The sequence below is a fragment of the Xenorhabdus szentirmaii DSM 16338 genome (assembly GCF_002632585.1).
Lineage (GTDB): Bacteria > Pseudomonadota > Gammaproteobacteria > Enterobacterales > Enterobacteriaceae > Xenorhabdus > Xenorhabdus szentirmaii.
Window position 1 is genome coordinate 190205 of sequence record NZ_NIBV01000001.1, and the last position, 20374, is coordinate 210578.

A 20374-nucleotide genomic window follows, 5' to 3' on the forward strand; every position below is an offset into this window, starting at 1 on the left:
TGATTACCTTGCTTTCGCTTTTTCTGTTTTACTGTCAGCCAGATCCAAGTCACGCCCCAGCAATAAAATTGCCTGGGCGGCCATATCACCAACTTGCCCACGGTATGAAGAAATGACACGAGCAAAAACGTTATAAATAACTACCGCAGGGATCGCAGCCACCAGCCCCAATGCAGTTGCCAGTAATGCTTCCGCAATACCCGGAGCAACAACGGCCAGATTCGTGGTTTGTGAATGCGCGATACCGATAAAGCTGTTCATGATCCCCCAAACTGTCCCGAACAAGCCGACAAATGGAGAAATTGCACCAATTGTCGCCAGATAGCCGTTTCCGCGTCCCATATGACGGCTGATTGCCGCTACCGCGCGTTCCATTCGGAATGAAGCTCGTTCTTTAGTGCCATCTTTGTCTGTACTTTCAACAGATAAAGCCCGTTCTGATTGCACTTCACTCAATAACAAACGGCTGACACTCTGCTTGTCAAAATCAGCGGCAATTTTTATCGCCGCATCCAGATTAGCGACTTCAACCAATGCCAATTGTTCTTTACGCAAGCGACGGCGGGCCATTAATAATTCCGCCCCTTTGGAGAAAAGCAGTGCCCATGTGATAACAGAAGCAATGACCAATCCTACCATGACACTTTTTACTACCGCATCCGCATTCTGATACATGCCCCAAACAGACAGGTCGGTGGCAAAACCACTGGATACGTTTTCAGAGCCACCTGCCGCGGGTGTAATCACTGTTTCAGTTGTTACAGTTTCTACACTGTCAACAGCCTTAATTTCCGTTCCGGTTGTTGCGGATTCATCTGTTTTCTGGGGATCTCTTTTCTGGACATCCGTTTTTTGTTCAGCCGGAGCTTGTACTTGTTCAGATTGTTGTGGCGCAGCGGCGGATTCTGCTGCTGGAGTGGCTACCTGAGCAGTTGCCTGATTTTCTGGTGTGGCCGGTGTAGTATCAGCCCATGCAGAGCTTGTTAATCCGAGTGCCAATAGAATAGAAGCTGTCAAATTACGCATCAGTTAGCCTTACTCTCTTTCTTATAGATTCTGTTACTTAGCAGTGAATCACATTTACTCATCTTGCTAATCCTAATATGACTAAAGTCATGCCTTTACCACGATAGGGGAAAAGCCTGTTGCGAATGATATCAGACATTGCGCGATTTGATAGTAATTATCATTACTATTTAATAAAAAAGTCCTGACTAATAGTATACTTTTACTAATCTCTTCTGATTTAACATCCACCGATCATCTTGAATTTTCGTCAAGTTGTTCGAATCCCTTTGGTAAATCCAACCTAAATCTTTTAACTTGCTAATCATTATTTGAACAATTTAATTGGCCATTAGATGGCAAATCAACAATTAATATGGGGTAAGTTCCATGGCAAAAGAGAAGATAGACACCTTATTGGTCAATGTAGGAAGGGAAAAAAAATATACCCAAGGGGCAGTCAATACCCTTATTCAGCGAACATCATCTGTCATTTTTGATACGGTTGAAGATCTGCAACATGCATTGAAAACCCACCATAAAGGCACATTAATTTATGGGCGTCGGGGCACGATGACACATTTCGCCTTCCGGGATGCAATGACCACACTGGAAGGAGGTGCCGGCTGTGCACTATACCCTTCTGGTACGGCTGCCATTTCCAGCTCGATCCTGGCTTTTGTGGAAACCGGCGATCATGTGCTGGTGACAGGGACTGTGTACGAACCAACCCAATTTTTTTGCGATCAGTTCCTGAGCAAGATGAATATTTCCACCGATTATTTTGATCCCATGATCGGGAAAGGCATTGCGGCACTTATTAAGCCCAATACCAAAGTGCTTTTTCTTGAATCCCCCGGATCGTTGACGATGGAAGTCCAAGATGTTCCCGCTATTGTGCAGGCTGCCCGTCAGGTTAATCCCGAGATTGTGATCATTATTGATAATACATGGTCGGCGGGCATTCTGTTCAAGGCACTGGAATTCGGTGTCGATATCTCTGTCCAATCCGCCACAAAATATATCATCGGTCATTCAGATGGAATGCTGGGAACTGCTGTCGCCAATGCCCGGTGCTGGGAGCAACTCAGGGACAGATCTTATCTGCTGGGACAAATCGCCGACCCCGATACGGTATACATGGCAACCCGTGGTTTGCATACGCTGGCTGTCCGCCTCAAGCAGCATGAAAAAAGCAGTATTCACATCGCAAAATGGCTCGCACAACGACCAGAAGTGAGTGAGGTTTACCATCCCGCCTTGCCTTCTTGTCCCGGGCACACTTATTTTAAACGTGATTTTACAGGATCGTGCGGGCTATTTTCTTTTCTCCTGAAGACCCAACTGACACCCAAACAATTTTCTAATTACCTCGATAACATGAAGCATTTTAAGATGGCATTTTCATGGGGGGGATTCGAATCGTTGATTCTGGGGGTCCAGCCAAAGATGCTTAAGTCATTACGTCAGTACCCTTCCTTGAGTCAAAATAAAACAATACAGAAAGAAGGGACTTTATTTCGCCTCCATATTGGGCTGGAAGATCCGCAAGATTTGATTGATGATCTATCCGCTGCTTTTGATCGATTGGCTGCTGATTAATGCCCGATTTATAGGTTCTGTCACTATTTCTCTTATCCCCCAGCCCAATCCGGGCCGGGGGCTGTGGAAAAGCAAAGTTGCCTTTCAATGTTAACGGCACCTTTATGCTGAATCAAATCACCCCCTCATCCCCCTATTTTGCGGTACACTGGAACGACTCATCATCTTTCAAGTTGCAGTTTTGTTGGCTACATTCTTCGGCCCTGTTCTCGACGAATTTGTCCCTCTCTTGCCGCCGCGCTGCAATTTGAAATCTATTGGGTATAAATTTGTTCATTAATTAGCTTATTAGCAAGAATCACAGGATAAACAATGGAAACGTTAAGCGAGATCATGTCTGCCCTCTGGCATCATGATTTTAACCAACTCGCCAATCCCGAAGTCATCTGGATTATTTATGGTGTCCTCTTTGCCACTCTTGTTCTGGAAAACGGACTATTACCCGCAGCTTTTTTGCCCGGCGATACCCTGTTGATACTTTCTGGCGCCTTGATTGCCAAAGGTGTCATGAGTTTTATCCCGACAATGCTTTTGCTGACTGTCGCAGCCAGTCTTGGAAGCTGGCTGGGATATTTGCAGGGACGGTGGCTCGGCCATACACACCTTGTTAAAAATTGGTTAGCTCATCTTCCCCTGCAATATCGTCAGCGCGCTAATGTGCTCTTCACCAAACATGGCCTGTCCGCTTTACTTATCGGCCGTTTTTTAGCGTTTGTTCGTACTCTCCTGCCAACATTTGCGGGTATTTCAGGTCTAAATTCCAAACGCTTTCAATTTTTTAACTGGTTAAGTGGCTTTTTATGGGTCATTATTGTCGTGGGCTTTGGCTACATCTTGAACCAGATCCCTTTCATCAAGGAAAATCAAGATTTGGTCATGAATATTTTGATGATTTTGCCCATCGTTTTACTGCTCAGCGGGCTGTTTGCTTCTTTGTTGATGTATCTGCGCCACAAGAAAATATCATCAAAGAAAAACAAGTAACCTATATTCGGTTTTAATGCACCAGCAAAAACGATTTTCACTCACCAAGCTAGCAAGAAACATTAATTTCCCATTCCAACAGGTGACGTTGCTGCCAATCATTTAAAAGAAGCCTGACTTAACTTATTGAACAGCGTCTCCTGCATGGAATGGATGGGATTGTCCATTCATACTCAGCAACAACGTTGAGTAAAATTACATTTAAAGTAATGCATCGCTGATGCTGATTGATATCGCTAAAAACTTACATAATCCTATTGGTAAGGGCGGTTTTTATGCAAAACTTTACGCTGCACCCACCCACCAAAATCATCTTTGGCAAAGGGCAAACGGCTCAATTGCACAATGAACAACAAGGTTTGATGGCTCTCGGTGAACACCAAAATATGACGCTTGATATCAGTAAGCGAATTGGTGAAATGTCCATGTGAAGCGCCAAACCTGAGGAGGTAAGCATGGGTCAACAGACAATTATTAAACTCGTTGATGGAAACCACATGCCACAACTGGGGCTTGGGGTTTGGAAAGCGAACAATGAGCAAGTTGTTCCGGCTATCCACACCGCCTTGGAAATCGGTTACCGTTCCATTGATACGGCAGCGATTTTCCATAATGAAGAAGGTGTAGGAAAAGCATTAAAAGAAAGTCTTATTCCACGGGAAGAAATTTTCGTTACCACCAAACTTTGGAATGATCGCCATTTAGACGCCAGTGCGGCATTACAGGAGAGTTTGGACAAATTACAGCTAGATTATATTGATCTCTATCTTATTCAGTGGCCTGTGCCTGAACAGGATCATTACGTTGATGCATGGAGACAGCTTATTGAGCTGCAAAACGCCGGGCTGACCCGCAGCATTGGTGTTTGTAATTTTCACATTGAGCACTTACAGAAGTTGATGCTGGAAACCAGTGTGGTTCCCGCGATTAACCAGATTGAGTTGCATCCTTTATTGCAACAGCGGCAGCTTCACTCATGGAATGCAACGCATCATATTACGACTGAATCCTGGAGTCCGTTATCACGGGGAGGAAAAGGCGTGTTTAGCTCCTCATTGGTTGAACAACTCGCCATGAAATACGGGAAAACCCCTGCGCAAATTGTGATCCGCTGGCACCTTGAATGTGGCATGATTGCCATTCCCAAATCTGTTACCCCAAGCCGGATTAAAGAAAATTTTGATGTGTTCGATTTCCGGCTGGAAAAAGAAGATCTCACGGCCATGTCAGAACTGGATATCGGTAAACGGATAGGACCAGATCCTGAAACTTTCAATCAACTCTAACATCATTAGCCTGAATTCTGTTTCCTGACAGAGTTCAGGCCATAATCGTCTTATCGTTCGGGATCATTGCCTTTATTTTCAGCTTCATCAGAAGATTTCGTGTTTGCAGTCAAAAGATAAGGTGATTGTTGCCAGCGGCTCGGCGTCAATTGCAATAAGTTATGAGCCAGAATAAAACCAATCGCCAAAGACAGCAGGAGCATGATCCTGAGCAAGTTTGTTGTATTATCAACTTGCTTAGCTTCCGTTGCCAATCTGTGCGTATCTAATGTCAGGCGGAGAAATCCCTTTGGATGGTTTTCACCCGGGATCGGAACAACGATTTGTTGACTGAAAAAACTACTGGATTTTTTGCCATCCAGCGACAATCGTTCACGCACAGAAATAGGCTCGCCACTCCGTGCGATCTGGGTTCCATTTTCCAAATAAACACTGGCATCCAAAATGCGGCTTTTGCTCGTCAGATAATCTAAATTCGCAACAATTTTCTTATTATTAAGATCTTTGCTGCCATTCTCCATATAATCAGACAAGCTAAACGCAACCTGCTTTGCCAATGTTTTTGCCAGATCTTCAAACTGATCGATATGGGATTGCTGTTGAGAACGGCTGAAATAGGAAACCCCCTGCATCAGCAGTACCAGTAGTGTAATGCATATTAAAATAATCGCTGTCTTATGCAGTCGAAACTTGAGCTTTGCTTTTATCATCGTTATCCCATCCCGTGCCGTAAGAGCACATGTTGCCAGATGCGGTATTGATAGGATAGTTTGAAAAGCATTTTTTGCCTGCGTAAATTATATGGAATTACAGGAGTCAATATTCATGTCTAATAATCTGGCCTATCGCTACTTACCGGATGAAATTCATAAATGGCCTGGATTACCGCTGTCTCTCAGCGGTGATGAAGTTATGCCGCTGGATTACCGGGCCGGGGACAGTGGTTGGTTACTTTACGGACGAGGTTTGGATAAACAACGCATTAGCGGTTTTCAGCATCGTCTTGGGGTCGCTATTGTTGTTGTCTCTTCATGGCGTATTGATGATTATCAAGTTGTCCGTATTGCCGGTAGCCTTTCCCCACGCATAAAAAAACTCGCGGATGAATGCCGTCTGGATGTTGTTCCATTGGGGCAAATTCCACGCCTGCGTTCACCTGGATTATTATTGATGGATATGGATTCTACCGCCATCCAGATTGAGTGCATTGACGAGATTGCCCGTCTGGCCGGTGTTGGTGATAAAGTCGCCGAAATCACAGAGCAGGCCATGCAAGGTGAACTCGATTTTTCAGAAAGCCTGCGCAAACGAGTCGCTTTGCTGGAAGGCACCGATATTGCCGTTCTGCATCAAGTGATGGAAACACTTCCCCTCATGCCCGGGCTCACCAGCCTTGTCCGTAAGCTACAATCATTAGATTGGCATGTCGCCATTGCATCCGGTGGCTTTACTTTCTTTTCCGACAATCTTCGTCAGAAATTACGCCTTTTTGCCACAGTCGCCAACCAACTTGAAATACAAGATGGAAAACTGACCGGCAAAATCAAAGGCCCCATTGTTGACGCAAAATACAAAGCAACGACGTTGGTCAGGCTGGCAAAAGAATTAGATATTCCGATGAGTCAAACCATTGCTATCGGCGATGGGGCCAATGATATGAAAATGCTCCGCAAGGCGGGGTTGGGCATTGCTTATCATGCTAAACCCAAAGTATACGCACAGGCCAAAGTTTCAATTCGCCATGCAGATTTGATGGGCGTTTTGTGTGTTTTAAGTGGCGGCCTTAAGCACGAAGAACGTTAAGACCAGCGGACAACAATCACCATTATTGAGGGAGTACAGAGTGGCAAAAGCAGCAAAACGGGCATTTGTCTGTAACGAATGTGGCGCGGATTATCCCCGCTGGCAGGGGCAATGCAGCGAATGCCACGCATGGAATACCATTACGGAAGTACGTTTGGCGGCAGCTTCATCTTCCCGCACTGAGCGATTCAGTGGTTATGCCGGCGACACCGGGGTCAGTAAGGTACAAAAACTCTCTGAGATCAGCCTGGAAGAACTGCCTCGTTTTTCGACAGGCTTCAAAGAGTTTGACCGGGTTCTTGGCGGGGGTGTCGTTCCCGGCAGTGCTATTTTGATTGGCGGTAACCCCGGTGCAGGGAAAAGTACCCTGCTCTTACAGACTATGTGCCAGTTATCAACACAGATGAAAACCCTCTATGTCACCGGGGAAGAATCATTGCAACAGGTCGCGATGCGGGCACACCGGCTGGGGCTGCCGACAGATACATTAAATATGCTGTCAGAAACCAGTATTGAGCAAATCTGTCTGATTGCAGAGCAAGAACAACCGAAACTGATGGTCATTGACTCAATTCAAGTCATGCACATCGCGGATATTCAATCTTCCCCGGGAAGCGTTGCACAAGTCAGGGAAACGGCCGCGTATCTGACACGCTTTGCCAAAACCCGAGGGGTTGCCATTATCATGGTCGGGCACGTGACAAAAGATGGAACGCTAGCCGGCCCCAAAGTGCTTGAACACTGTATCGACTGTTCTGTCATGCTGGATGGCGAAGCAGATTCCCGCTTCCGCACTTTGCGTAGCCATAAAAACCGCTTTGGTGCAGTCAATGAACTGGGTGTATTTGCAATGACTGAACAAGGATTGCGGGAAGTCAACAATCCTTCGGCCATTTTTCTGAGCCGTGGTGATGAAATTACCGCCGGCAGCTCTGTGATGATCGTATGGGAAGGCACTCGTCCCTTGCTGGTTGAAATTCAGGCGCTGGTAGATCACTCAATGATGTCAAACCCACGGCGTGTCGCGGTAGGACTCGAACAAAACAGGTTGGCTATTCTGTTGGCTGTGCTACACCGACATGGCGGTCTTCAGATGGCTGACCAAGATGTTTTTGTTAATGTGGTGGGCGGTGTGAAAGTCACAGAAACCAGTGCAGACTTGGCGTTATTGCTCTCTTTGGTATCCAGTTTCCGTGATCGCCCTTTGCCTCGCGATTTAGTGGTATTCGGTGAAGTCGGGTTGGCAGGGGAAATCCGTCCCGTCCCCAGTGGTCAGGAGCGTATATCTGAAGCATCTAAGCACGGGTTTAAACGCGCTATTGTTCCTCATGCCAATATGCCGAAAAAAGTCTTGCCTGATATGAAAGTATTCGGTGTTAAAAAACTTTCTGATGCTTTATCCGTTCTCGATGAGTTAACTGATTAAATCAGTCCTTGTTTCATTATGGCCTAATCCGTTTTTATACATTACTTAAACATATTTGCCTGTTGTTATAGCAGGCAAATATGTTTTTTTCTTAATTTCAAGTTATAATCCAAAATCTGCTATAATTTTCGGATTATTCTTAATTTTAAAATAATACAAACACAATATAAGAAGTATTTTTATTCACTTTATTAAGATAAAAAATCAACTCATTAAATTACATTTTATTTACAACTTTACATTACTCTTTAATATCACCATTTATTGATAGTGAAGCTCTGGCAGAGTTGAATCTATTTCGTTATGTAATAAATTTCATAACGAATAAAAAGTCAAATTGTTACAGAAAATAAAAAGATGACTGTTATTTTATGATTAAGTTTTCGTGAAACCTCGAATTTAACATTTGGATATTTTATTTTTTATGAATATCTCATGAGATGAATTAAAGACCTGACCAAGCCTAAAGCAACAACATGAGATCTCAAATCATCAATAACCAACCAATTTCATTTTACTTTTCCAATCAAAATGCTATTTTGTTTAGTATACTAAACAAAGGAGGGGTGTATGGGACAATTTGACTACCTGAAAGATGCCATTAAACAAGCAGGATTAACACTACAGCAGGTCGCTGATGCCAGTGGAATGACAAAAGGTTATCTCAGCCAGCTCATTAACGACAAGATCAAAAGCCCCAGTGCGCAAAAGCTGGCTTCCCTCCACCAATATCTGGGATTAGCCTATCCCATGAAGAAAAAAACAGTCGGCGTTGTATTTGGTAAATTTTATCCGCTGCATACCGGCCATATTTATTTGATTCAACGGGCATCCAGTCAAGTTGATGAGCTGCATGTTATTCTTTGTTATGACGAAATACGGGATCGGGAACTGTTCATCAATAGTTCAATGTCCCAACAGCCGACAGTCAGTGACCGCTTAAGATGGTTACTGCAAACCTTCAAGTATCAAAAAAACATCCATATTCACGCTTTTGATGAACACGGAACCGAACCTTATCCAAATGGGTGGACGTCATGGAGCCAAGGGGTAACGGCATTCATGGCGAAAAAAAACATCAACCCCCAATATATCTACTCCAGCGAATCTCAGGACGTGCCACGTTATAAAGAGCATTTCGATATTGAAACTATTCTCATTGATCCGCAGCGATCGTTCATGAACATCAGCGGCAGCCAGATTCGTCAGGCCCCGTTCCGCTACTGGGAATATATTCCTACTGAAGTTAAGCCATTCTTTGTACGCACAATCGCTATTCTTGGTGGAGAATCAAGCGGAAAATCCACTCTGGTAAACAAGCTGGCTAACATGTTCAATACCACCAGTGCATGGGAGTACGGGCGTGAATACGTCTTTTCCCACTTAGGTGGCAACGAAATGGCCCTGCAATACTCAGATTATGATAAGATTGCATTAGGCCATGCACAATACATTGATTTTTCAGTAAAATATGCAAACAAAGTTGCTTTCATAGATACTGATTTTGTAACGACACAAGCATTTTGCAAGCGCTATGAAGGAAAAGAACATCCTTTCGTTCAGGCAATGATAGATGAGTATCGTTTTGATTTGGTAATACTTTTAGAAAACAACACGCCCTGGGTTGCTGATGGCTTGAGAAGCTTAGGCAATGAACGGGAACGTAAAGAATTCCAACAGTTACTTAAAAGCATGCTAAAGAAAAATAATATTGATTATGTCAGCGTTAATTCACCAGATTACGACCAACGTTTTTTACATTGCGTTGAGCTTGTTCAAAAAATGTTGATGGAATAACTCTCATTTATCTAAAAAATAGATTAGACTTTTATTATTGGCATAATTAATTGATAACAATTTATTATCCTAAGTAACTTTTATTAGTTATGAATTTCATTTACAAGTGGAGCTTAATTAAATGTTTCACTTGGTTATTTTTACACAGGCAATAAAATAGATTGTGATAATAATATTTTTTGATACTTAAATTTTACCGTTTTAACTTGAATTACAGAGGAATAAGTCATTTAATGAACAGAGCTATTAGTTGATTTATATCAAATTTATTAGCGCCCCATAATTCCACATATATAATAGGTTCTTTATCATAATGGAGGTTACACAAAAATAATATTAATACGTTAATAAAACATAGTATTTTTTCCTTATTATCCAGATGGAATGAAGATAGAATAATTTATGCTATTTTTATTTAAATCAAAATTTGCCCTAGTTGGGTATAATTAATTAATATTGTTGATCTTTTTATTCTATAATTAAGAAACGTCTCATTTGTTATATAGTCATTGTAAATAATAATTGTCATAAGATGAGTGTATCTTTGATGATGATGTTTCGTATATAAACTATTTTTATTCGCACAGTACCTTATGGATATTAGTGTTGCTGTGAATGAACTTAGACAGCATATGTTAAGGAAAAAGCTTTAATCTTTTAACCTAATTGTGTTGAGAATATGAACTTAAATCAATTTAAATCGATTGAGGTTATCAATATTTCATATGGTTTGACTGATAAAACAGTTAATCATGAAATGATTTCAGATATCACATTTTCTATTATACCAGGTGAAATTACTTTGATAACAGGGCCGAAAGCATCGACTAACCGTACAGTGATGTCGATTGCATCGGGTATGTTACAACCAGATCAAGGAGATGTATTAATCAATAATAACAAGTTGAGACTGATGAATGATGTAGAATTAGGACAGTTTCACACTAAAAATAGCGGGTTTGTCTTTAATGGCTTCAATTTATTCAGTGAGCTCACCCTGCTAGATAACTTGTTATTATCAATATCTTATGGACTATCGCTTTCTAGCGAACAAGCTAAAAAACTCGCACAGAAATCGTTAGATATTGTGAAATTAGGCCATAAAAGCCGTTATTACCCGGGGGAACTGTCTGAAAACGAGAAACAACTGGCTGCGATGGCAAAAGCCATAGTGAGAAGGCCTGAGTATCTATTTGCTGATGATCCAACTTGCGGCTTAGATCAACCCTCGTTTCAGACGGTAGTCAATATTCTTAAATTTATTGCACATGAACAGAAAGGTACTGTTGTGATTGCCTCCCAAGATTGTCGCTTGATGCGGTATGCAGATAGTGTCATCACTTTAGAAAGAGGAAAGGCAGTCAAAACCTATGAGTCTTTTCAGGAACAACGGGTTTTAGTCTAACTGTGATTCGTCAATAAACTCTTAAGTAAAAAACGGCCTAGTTTCAGGCCGTTTTTTTATAACCTTATTTGCTTATTTTCTTATACTTAATTCGGTGTGGCTCCAGGGCTTCAGCTCCCATTGTCCGCTTTTTATAATCTTCATATTCGCTGAAGTTTCCTTCGAAGAAGGACACTTTGCCTTCATCTTGGTAATCGATGATATGTGTCGCGATACGGTCAAGGAACCAACGGTCATGGGAAATGACCATCGCACAGCCCGGGAATTCCAGCAGGGCATTTTCCAAGGCGCGCAATGTTTCGATATCCAAATCATTGGTTGGTTCATCAAGCAGCAGCATGTTTCCACCAACTTGCAACAGCTTGGATAAATGCAAACGGCCACGCTCACCACCAGACAGCTCACCAACACGCTTACCTTGATCCACGCCCTTGAAATTAAAGCGGCCAACATAAGCGCGACTTGGAATTTCAAAGTTGCCGATGCGCATGATATCCTGACCGCCAGACACTTCTTCCCAAACGGTTTTGCTATCATCCATGCTGTCACGGAACTGATCAACAGAGGCCAGTTTCACGGTTTCACCCAGTGTAATGGAGCCAGAATCCGGTTGTTCCTGACCCGCCAACATACGGAACAGTGTCGATTTACCCGCACCATTCGGGCCGATGATCCCAACAATCGCCCCTTTTGGCAGAGAGAAAGTCAAATCGTCAATCAGAACACGATCACCATAAGACTTCGTCAGATTGACCACTTCCAATACTTTGTCACCCAAGCGTGGGCCAGGCGGAATGAACAATTCACTGGTTTCATTACGTTTCTGATACTCAACACTATTGAGTTCTTCGAAACGAGCCAAGCGTGCCTTGCCTTTTGCCTGACGCCCTTTCGGATTTTGGCGAACCCACTCAAGTTCTTTTTCAATGGATTTGCGACGAGCCGCTTCTGATGCAGCTTCTTGCGCCAGACGCGCATCTTTTTGTTCCAGCCAAGAAGAATAGTTACCTTCCCATGGAATGCCTTCCCCACGGTCAAGCTCCAGTATCCAGCCGGCAACATTATCAAGGAAGTAACGGTCATGGGTAATTGCCACAACAGTTCCTTCATAGTCATGCAGGAAGCGCTCCAACCATGCAACAGATTCAGCGTCAAGGTGGTTGGTCGGTTCATCCAGCAACAGCATGTCTGGTTTTTCCAGTAACAAGCGGCAGATAGCAACACGACGACGCTCACCACCAGACAAGTGTGCAATTTTGGCATCCCAGGCAGGCAGGCGCAGTGCATCCGCCGCTCGCTCAAGCTGGTTTTCCAGATTGTGCCCATCATGGGACTGAATAATGGCTTCTAATGCACCTTGTTCTTTTGCCAGCTTATCGAAATCCGCATCAGGCTCCGCATAAGCCGCATAAACTTCATCAAGGCGAGTCAGTGCATTTTTAACTTCGCTGACGGCTTCTTCTACTGCTTCCCGAACTGTGTGTTCAAGATTGAGTTTAGGTTCCTGCGGCAGATAACCGATTTTAATGCCTGGTTGCGGGCGAGCTTCCCCTTCAATATCTTTATCAATGCCCGCCATAATGCGCAGTAACGTTGACTTACCTGCACCGTTCAGGCCAAGAACACCAATTTTTGCTCCAGGGAAAAAACTCAGAGAAATATTTTTGAGAATATGCCTTTTCGGGGGAACGATTTTACCCACCCGATGCATACTATAAACATATTGAGCCAATGTATTTTACCTTTTCATTAATCAGAAAATTTTGAAATTTGTTTGCACTTATTAAGCTTAAATGGCGCATTTTACCCTAAATTTTACATACCGTGTTGCTACCTGATTAGGATTAAATCACACACTCCAAATCTTCTTTTCAGCATTAGTAGGTTGTATTGACGTCCTTACCCGCCCTAAAAGGGGGTTTTACAGCAGATTGGATAAATCACTCTAATAATATGATTATAATTACATAATTATTTTGGGCATTTAATCGTGCGTTTAGAAACAGTGATAGTAGTCTTCTTGAGGGGTATGTGGCAATGAATAAGTGGCAGCATTTTGCAATGGCTGTAGGTATAGTTTCTGTTGTAGTCAGTGTGGCCGGGATAGCGCAGGCTGACTCTCTGGAAGCACAACGCCAACGGTATCAGGAAATAAAACGAGCATGGGATGCAAAAAACATGGAGCAAGTTGCACACCTGATGCCAACATTAAAAAATTATCCTTTGTATCCTTATCTTGAATACCAACAACTTGTTCATAATTTACCCAAGTCAACCCCGGAACACGTCCAGCAGTTTATTGATACCCACCCTACTTTGCCATTAATACACTCGCTGAAAGTAAGATTTACGAATGTGCTGGCAAGCAATAACGATTGGTCCGGCATTTTGGCATTGAATGCAACGCCCCCCGGTGCAGTTGCTGAGCGTTGTGACTATTACTTTGCCCAATGGACTACAGGGCACCCACAAGTCGCATGGACAGGTGCAAAAAATATTTGGCTTAATGGTAATTCATTACCCGATCGCTGTAATAAACTACTTAATGCCTGGGAGCAGGATGGGCACTTATCTGCAACTTTAATTTTGCAACGCATTGAATTGGCCATGAAAGCAAATAACACCTCACTTGTTACCTATCTTGCCAAGCGCCTGCCATCGAAAGACCAAAGTCTGGGTGCCAGTTTGATTAAATTGCAGCAAGACTCTGCTGTTATTGAACAGTTTGCCACAACCACAACTCCCACTGATTTCACCCGCTCCGTTGTTATCACCGCTTTTTCCCGCTTTGCGCGCAATAATGCCGAGCTAGCCAGAATGAGCATTCCTTCTTTAGTGCGTGCACAGAAGTTAAATGATGCAGAGAAACAACAACTAAAAGAGATTGTGGTGTGGCAGTTAATGGGAAATATAACCCCGGAGCAAAAACAATGGCGGGATGAGGCTATCCGGAATTCACAATCCACTAAATTGCTTGAGCGACGTGTCCGATTAGCGTTGAGATACGATGATTACACTGATCTTGCCGAGTGGTTAAATCGACTGCCAAAAACAGTTTTGCAACAGGATGAGTGGCAATTCTGGGGTGCCATGATTTTACTCAATCAAGGTAAAACCACGGAAGGAAACGCTGTACTGCGTAAACTGACTGAACATCGTGGCTTTTATCCTATGGTCGCCGCCCAAAAATTACACATGCCCTATCCTCTGATCATCAACCAATCAGAAAGGCCCGACAGCTCAATTGCACAAATGCCGGAAATTAAGCGGATACATGAATTGCTGTATTGGAATATGGATACCCTTGCCCGTTCAGAATGGAACCGCCTGGTTTCCTCTTTACCCCCGGTGAAGCAAGCACAGTTAGCACGCTATGCTTTCGAACAGCACTGGCCTGCATTCAGTGTTCAGGCAACAATCACAGCCAAAATGTGGGATCATCTGGAAGAGCGTTTCCCATTGGCGTGGCAAAACGAATTCGCCAGTTTCACATCGGATAAAGGTATTTCACAAAGTTATGCCATGGCAATTGCCCGGCAGGAAAGTGCATTGAATCCGCAAGCCCTTTCTCCGAAAGGTGCCAGCGGATTAATGCAGATTATGCCCCAAACAGCGGAACATACGGCCAAAACGAAAAAAATTGACGGTTATGTCAGCCACAGCCAATTGATGAACCCCGTCATGAATATTAAAATTGGTACTGCTTATCTGGATTCCATTTATCAACGCTTTGACAATAACCGCATTCTCGCCAGCGCAGCCTACAACGCAGGCCCTACGAATGTTAACCGCTGGCTTGCTGATACCTCCGGGCGCATTGATGCAATTGCTTTCATTGAAAGTATTCCGTTTCCGGAAACGCGCTCCTACGTCAAAAATGTGCTGGCTTACGATGTGTTTTATCATAACTTTATGGGCACAATGACAAATATACTGACAAACGACGAATGGCAAAGACGTTATTAATTTCAAGGCAATATATGGTATTCTGCCGTACTAGTTAAATAGTATGGCAATTTATTATGACACTAAATCATTTGGTTGATCCGGCTCTTTCGCCGGAAGAGGGTGATGACTGGTTCGCTTTTGTCGAGCTGCTACAGTCTGCATTTGAACAAAATTTGCAACATTCTATTTTGCAGCTATTATTGACCCCCGATGAACGTACAGCTTTATCCACTCGAGTGCGGATTATTCAGGAACTGATGCGTGGTGAAATGAGCCAGCGTGAACTGAAAAACGAGCTAAATGTTGGTATTGCGACAATCACTCGTGGTTCTAATAGCCTGAAGGCTGCGCCATCCCATGTAAAAACATGGTTGGAAGAACAGTTATTAAAATAAACTGTTATGAAATGCGCTATATAGATAGAGATATCCAATGAATTTCAGGTTGCGTCGAGGCAGCAAAGAAGTGAGTGCAGCCAACAAAGATGCCACATGAAAAGCAACGGGTATAGATAATTCTATGGGGTCATTTATATGACCCCAAACAGCTAGGTTGTCAGTCGGTCATTAAGGCTAATTATTCAATTCGTTGTAAATTTCATGATGGATAGGTACAAGAGCCAAGATCAGAGCTTGATGGTAAACGCTGGTGCGAGTCAGTATCCCATTGGTAAAAAAGCCAATTGCTCCGCCTTTTTGTTTAATATTATCAATGCCAGCGACATCTGCCATTTCATGGCCAAGCTCACGCCCTTCACGGATGCCCGCCAGAACTTTTTCAGGCAACATCAGACTGGCAGAGCGCGATTCACCCCGGATTTGCTTATGCTCAACCACCATCCAGGCAAACGTCATGTCATCTTCAATTCCAGCCTCAACGCCAACCCAAAAATCAGCTTCAGGCCTGACTTGGCGAGCCGCCATAACCCGATGACGGGCACCGGTACGAGTTTCAGCATTGCCAATGGGTTGTTGAGGTACACGGCTATCTACATTGACGTCTTCTATGCGGTAAGTGCCAGGGCCAAAAACATCATCGAATGCAAGGCTAATTGCTTTTATTTTCGCAGGGTTAGTTGTTGCCGCAATAACATGGTACATAATAAATAAATTATCCTTTGAACTATTTCATGATGCAGTATAACGGAAAATAAATATGTTACAGGTCTATCTTGTTCGCCATGGCGAAACTGAATGGAACGTGGCTCGCCGCATTCAAGGGCAGTCTGACAGCCCCTTGACGGAAACAGGCCAGCGTCAGGCTCACTTAGTCGCGCAAAGAATCAAATCAGAAAACATTACTCATGTTATCACCAGTGACCTTGGCCGAACACGCCACACAGCAGAGATCATCGCCAACGCTTGTGGATGTGAAGTCATACTGGAACCCCGATTGCGGGAGCTACATATGGGGGTTCTCGAAAATCGTGAACTCAATTCCCTTACACGGGAAGAAGAGTCCTGGCGTAAAAGCCTTGTTGATGGTACACCAAATGGACGGATCCCAGAAGGTGAATCGATGACTGAAGTATCTATCCGGATGAGAGCCGCGTTGGAAAACTGCCTTAATCTACCGGCGGGCAGCCGTCCGTTGCTGGTGAGTCATGGGATGGCCCTGGTGAGTCTGATCTGCACGATTCTGGGGCTTCCCGCCAATTCAGAACGCCGTCTGAGACTGAGAAATTGTTCCATATCACGTGTGGATTATCAGGACAGCCCATGGCTGGCTTCAGGCTGGATTGTTGAAACCGCGGGCGACATCACACATCTGAATATGCCCGCGTTAGATGAATTGCAGGGCTAAAGTGCAATTGGGATGAGGTACTCAAATTCGACAACGTGACTTTGGGACGCATCCTCAAGCTTTTTCCACTCCAAATTGGTGAGATAGTATCGCTCGACATCATATCCCTTTCTGCGGGTGATGTTTAATTTAGGTAAGCAGGTGCCATAAATTGTAAAGAGAAACTCTTGCAATTGTTCTTTGGCACCAAAATAACTAAACGAAATATAATCTCCACCGGGCAGGACAACGGCATCGCTTCCCTTGGTATCAAAGGTCGCATACTCTGGCTCTATTGCCGTGGTATAGAACACAGTATGCTCATCTTCATGTTCCGTACTAATCGTAGTATGGTGCAATCCGTAAAGTCTGGGTGGCAATACTTCTGCATGTTGGAGGTAATTAATCCAGAAATCGCGGCGAATGTCCCGACAGGCTGTCGACAACTCTTCCAGCGTATAACTGCAAGTATGCTCCGTGCCGATAAGCGGTTTTTCTTCTAATTTGACATACTTGTGTTCTGGCAGGGGCTTATTATCCAATAAAATTGGAGGGCATATCCCCGTGGCACACCACTCTTCACTTCGGCGGTAAGATGCTGGTGTCCTGTCGAATTGTTTTTTAAAAGCTCGCGTAAAAGTTTGCTGTGAGTCAAAACGATACTGCAAAGCAATGTCTAAAATAGAGCGACTCGTTAAACGCAGTGCAACCGCAGCTCTGGATAATCGTCTTGCGCGGATATAAGAGCCAATTGCCTGACCAGTCACTTCTTTGAACATACGTTGTAAATGCCACTTGGAATATCCCGCTTTTGCAGCCACATTATCAAGAGATAGCGGGCGATCCAGATTATTATCCAGCCAATGCAGCAAATCACGAATGATGTTGGTTTGATCCATACATCTCCCTAAGTCATTAAGATAAAAAGAAAATAAACATAAATATGGTGTTTTTAAACCACCCTTTGCCTACCATTCAGACATAATGCAGATTTTACATTTTTATTTAGTCTAGGACATTATTCCTCTATTTCTTATCTTTGTAGTTATACCTTCTACCCATATCGATCAATTAGTCAGAATCACTGCTACAATGTGACTTTATTAGATAATAACGCTGCTCGCCACCCTGATAGTCTGTTTAGATAATGATGCGTGTCAGGTTCACGTCTCAGTGCATAAACCAGCCACAAACAAATTAAACAAGATTAAGCTTGGAATAAGGTAACGGTAGATCAGGCAATATGTCAAGCATTGTCTTGGAAAAAGATTAACTAGTTGAATTTAAACAATATAATTCCAATATTGATATGCGATATGTTATTTTTCTTTCAGTCATAACAAATTGATAGAAATATAATCGATTATGAATAATGAAATATGACCAAGAAGATAAATCATTAGTATCTATAGGAATAAATTAACAATCACAACTGACTCGTTTTAAAGGCATACTCAGCTATAATGCCATGATTTTTCATTACAAATGCATTCATGAAAGTAATGATTATAATAAAACAATAACCTGATATTATAGGTTAATGTTGGATATTTTCACTGCATTTATTCAATTAAAGTGGACTAAATATGGTTACCATGAAGAAAACATTGATAGCAGCGGCTTTACTCTTTTCCCCTGCGATTCTACACGCCGAAGAGATCGGTTCTGTCGATACAGTGTTCAAACTCTTCGGCCCTGATAACAAAATTGTGATCGAGGCTTTTGATGATCCCGATGTAAAAAATGTCACTTGTTATTTGAGCCGAGCAAAAACGGGCGGAATCAAGGGGGGATTAGGATTAGCGGAAGATACGTCTGATGCCGCCATATCCTGCCAACAAGTTGGTCCGATTGAACTAACGAATCAGATTAAAAAACAGACCAATAATAAAGGGCAAGTTGTCTTCCAGAAGCGTACATCACTGGTCTTCAAAAAACTTCAAGTCGTACGTTTCTATGATGAAAAGCGTAATTCACTGATTTATTTAACATATTCTGACAAAGTCATTGATGGTTCGCCTAAAAATGCAATCAGTGCCGTTCCTATTATGCCTTGGCGGTAATGAACCGGCCATTTCATCAATCAAGTGTGAATTAAAAACCCCTGATGTCATACGGCATCAGGGGTTTTTAGCAAATAAACGGACGATTGCCTGTGATATCAATCAGTCTTCTAAATCACCACAAAAACGGTAACCTTCACCGTGGATAGTTGCAATAATTTCTGGCGTATCTGGTGTTGATTCAAAATGTTTACGGATACGGCGGATAGTCACATCAACAGTACGATCGTGAGGTTTCAGCTCGCGCCCGGTCATTTTTTTCAACAGTTCAGCCCGGGTCTGGATTTTTCCCGGATTTTCACAGAAGTGAAGCATCGCACGAAATTCACTACGCGGCAGTTTATACTGATCTCCCATCGGGCTAACCAAAGAGCGGCTATTGATATCCAGCTCCCAACCATTGAATTTATAACTTTCAACCTGACGACGTTCTTCACCTGAATGGCTCAGATTCATGGTTCGCGAAAGCAAGTTCCGGGCACGGATAGTTAACTCACGCGGGTTGAATGGCTTAGTGATATAGTCATCAGCACCGATTTCAAGACCGAGGATTTTATCCACTTCATTGTCACGGCCTGTCAGGAACATCAGTGCTACATTTGCCTGTTCACGTAATTCACGGGCGAGAAGTAACCCGTTTTTACCTGGCAGATTGATATCCATAATCACTAAATTGATATCGTTATCTGACAGAATATTGTGCATTTCTGAACCGTCAGTTGCTTCATAAACAACATACCCTTCAGCTTCAAAAATGCTTTTCAGGGTATTGCGTGTGACAATTTCGTCTTCAACAATCAAAATGTGCGGGGTTTGCATGGTTGCTACCTAAAATCGCTAAAAAACAGAATCTGTATGGCATAAGCTGCTAATTATTAAAAGAAAATACACTAATCTTGTTCTGATTCACAGAAAACCAGCTTATGCCCAAAATAAATGCTTTGATATGTTTTACGCTAAAAGCCGGCTCCACTTTTTTGGAAGGTACATACTCGAAAAACCCGATGTAAACAAGGCCCTATATTAGTCTATTAACAGCAATATAACAGCTAGTAATGCATTTACCTTCTAAAAAAACTAACTTTTGTTGATACATATCAAAATCAATTGTAGCACGTTAACATTAATTGTAATTGTAATTGTAATTGTTAATTTTAGTTTAGACCTTTTGTTATTAAATTGAATGAAATGTGTTAATGAATGTAGTGTAGTATTAAGTTATCAAAAAGCCAGACACCGCACCCAATTGTCCAAACGCGCATGTTTTTATCAT

The 20374-nt window shown here is 42.9% G+C and carries 18 protein-coding genes; 12 read left to right on the top strand and 6 right to left on the bottom strand.

Annotated features, from left to right (window positions below):
- Positions 1-3 precede the first annotated feature (3 nt).
- Entirely contained in the window at positions 4-1026 is a 1023-nt protein-coding gene (gene exbB, locus Xsze_RS00950; RefSeq protein ID WP_038238578.1) for a tonB-system energizer ExbB, read from the bottom strand.
- Positions 1027-1395: 369 nt separating this feature from the next.
- Between exbB and metC the strand changes: the two genes are divergently transcribed.
- The 4 genes from metC to dkgA all read left to right on the top strand — a co-directional run bounded on the left by metC (position 1396) and on the right by dkgA (position 4877).
- Positions 1396-2607 (top strand): cystathionine beta-lyase, encoded by a 1212-nt coding sequence (gene metC, locus Xsze_RS00955; RefSeq protein WP_038238580.1) that lies wholly within the window; start codon positions 1396-1398, stop codon positions 2605-2607.
- A 312-nt stretch (positions 2608-2919) separates the two neighbouring features.
- The gene (locus tag Xsze_RS00960; protein WP_038238581.1) at positions 2920-3591 is read left to right on the top strand and encodes a DedA family protein; all 672 of its coding nucleotides are present in this window, start codon (positions 2920-2922) and stop codon (positions 3589-3591) included.
- Between the two features lie 275 nt (positions 3592-3866).
- Entirely contained in the window at positions 3867-4022 is a 156-nt protein-coding gene (locus tag Xsze_RS22030; RefSeq protein ID WP_156935884.1) for a hypothetical protein, read from the top strand.
- 24 nt (positions 4023-4046) lie between these two features.
- Complete coding sequence (gene dkgA, locus Xsze_RS00965) at positions 4047-4877, top strand: 2,5-didehydrogluconate reductase DkgA (RefSeq protein ID WP_038238583.1); 831 nt, start codon at positions 4047-4049, stop codon at positions 4875-4877.
- Between the two features lie 50 nt (positions 4878-4927).
- Here dkgA and Xsze_RS00970 read toward each other — a convergent pair whose 3' ends face one another.
- The gene (locus Xsze_RS00970) at positions 4928-5587 is read right to left on the bottom strand and encodes a YtjB family periplasmic protein (protein WP_038238585.1); all 660 of its coding nucleotides are present in this window, start codon (positions 5585-5587) and stop codon (positions 4928-4930) included.
- Between the two features lie 115 nt (positions 5588-5702).
- Here Xsze_RS00970 and serB point away from each other — a divergent pair, with 115 nt between their 5' ends.
- From serB to Xsze_RS00990, 4 genes are all read left to right on the top strand, one after another.
- On the top strand, positions 5703-6680 hold the full coding sequence (gene serB, locus Xsze_RS00975; RefSeq protein WP_038238587.1) for a phosphoserine phosphatase: 978 nt from the start codon (positions 5703-5705) through the stop codon (positions 6678-6680).
- Between the two features lie 40 nt (positions 6681-6720).
- Positions 6721-8106 (top strand): DNA repair protein RadA, encoded by a 1386-nt coding sequence (gene radA / locus Xsze_RS00980; RefSeq protein WP_038238590.1) that lies wholly within the window; start codon positions 6721-6723, stop codon positions 8104-8106.
- Between the two features lie 570 nt (positions 8107-8676).
- Complete coding sequence (gene nadR / locus Xsze_RS00985) at positions 8677-9903, top strand: multifunctional transcriptional regulator/nicotinamide-nucleotide adenylyltransferase/ribosylnicotinamide kinase NadR (protein ID WP_038238592.1); 1227 nt, start codon at positions 8677-8679, stop codon at positions 9901-9903.
- 679 nt (positions 9904-10582) lie between these two features.
- Complete coding sequence (locus Xsze_RS00990; protein ID WP_038238594.1) at positions 10583-11308, top strand: ATP-binding cassette domain-containing protein; 726 nt, start codon at positions 10583-10585, stop codon at positions 11306-11308.
- Between the two features lie 64 nt (positions 11309-11372).
- Here Xsze_RS00990 and ettA read toward each other — a convergent pair whose 3' ends face one another.
- Complete coding sequence (ettA, locus tag Xsze_RS00995; protein ID WP_038238597.1) at positions 11373-13040, bottom strand: energy-dependent translational throttle protein EttA; 1668 nt, start codon at positions 13038-13040, stop codon at positions 11373-11375.
- A gap of 305 nt (positions 13041-13345) precedes the next feature.
- Here ettA and sltY point away from each other — a divergent pair, with 305 nt between their 5' ends.
- Both sltY and trpR read left to right on the top strand, forming a co-directional pair.
- Positions 13346-15274 carry a murein transglycosylase gene (sltY, locus tag Xsze_RS01000; protein ID WP_038238599.1) on the top strand — a complete coding sequence of 643 codons (1929 nt, stop codon included), beginning with the start codon at positions 13346-13348 and terminating at the stop codon, positions 15272-15274.
- A gap of 56 nt (positions 15275-15330) precedes the next feature.
- A complete protein-coding gene (trpR, locus tag Xsze_RS01005) occupies positions 15331-15651 on the top strand; it encodes a trp operon repressor (RefSeq protein ID WP_038238600.1) in 321 nt (106 codons plus the stop codon).
- Between the two features lie 177 nt (positions 15652-15828).
- Here trpR and yjjX read toward each other — a convergent pair whose 3' ends face one another.
- Positions 15829-16356 (bottom strand): inosine/xanthosine triphosphatase, encoded by a 528-nt coding sequence (gene yjjX, locus Xsze_RS01010; RefSeq protein WP_038238603.1) that lies wholly within the window; start codon positions 16354-16356, stop codon positions 15829-15831.
- Positions 16357-16411: 55 nt separating this feature from the next.
- On the opposite strand from yjjX, the gene gpmB reads away from it, so the two are divergent.
- Positions 16412-17059, top strand: coding sequence for a 2,3-diphosphoglycerate-dependent phosphoglycerate mutase GpmB (gene gpmB, locus Xsze_RS01015; RefSeq protein ID WP_038238605.1), 648 nt, complete (start codon positions 16412-16414; stop codon positions 17057-17059).
- On the opposite strand, the gene robA is transcribed toward gpmB, so the two are convergent.
- The gene (robA, locus tag Xsze_RS01020; protein WP_038238606.1) at positions 17056-17937 is read right to left on the bottom strand and encodes an MDR efflux pump AcrAB transcriptional activator RobA; all 882 of its coding nucleotides are present in this window, start codon (positions 17935-17937) and stop codon (positions 17056-17058) included. The two genes, gpmB and robA, sit on opposite strands and share 4 nt — an antisense overlap.
- A 687-nt stretch (positions 17938-18624) precedes the next feature.
- Here robA and creA point away from each other — a divergent pair.
- A complete protein-coding gene (gene creA, locus Xsze_RS01025) occupies positions 18625-19101 on the top strand; it encodes a protein CreA (RefSeq protein WP_209435281.1) in 477 nt (158 codons plus the stop codon).
- Positions 19102-19203: 102 nt separating this feature from the next.
- On the opposite strand, the gene arcA is transcribed toward creA, so the two are convergent.
- On the bottom strand, positions 19204-19920 hold the full coding sequence (gene arcA, locus Xsze_RS01030) for a two-component system response regulator ArcA (RefSeq protein ID WP_038238609.1): 717 nt from the start codon (positions 19918-19920) through the stop codon (positions 19204-19206).
- Positions 19921-20374: the final 454 nt, after the last annotated feature.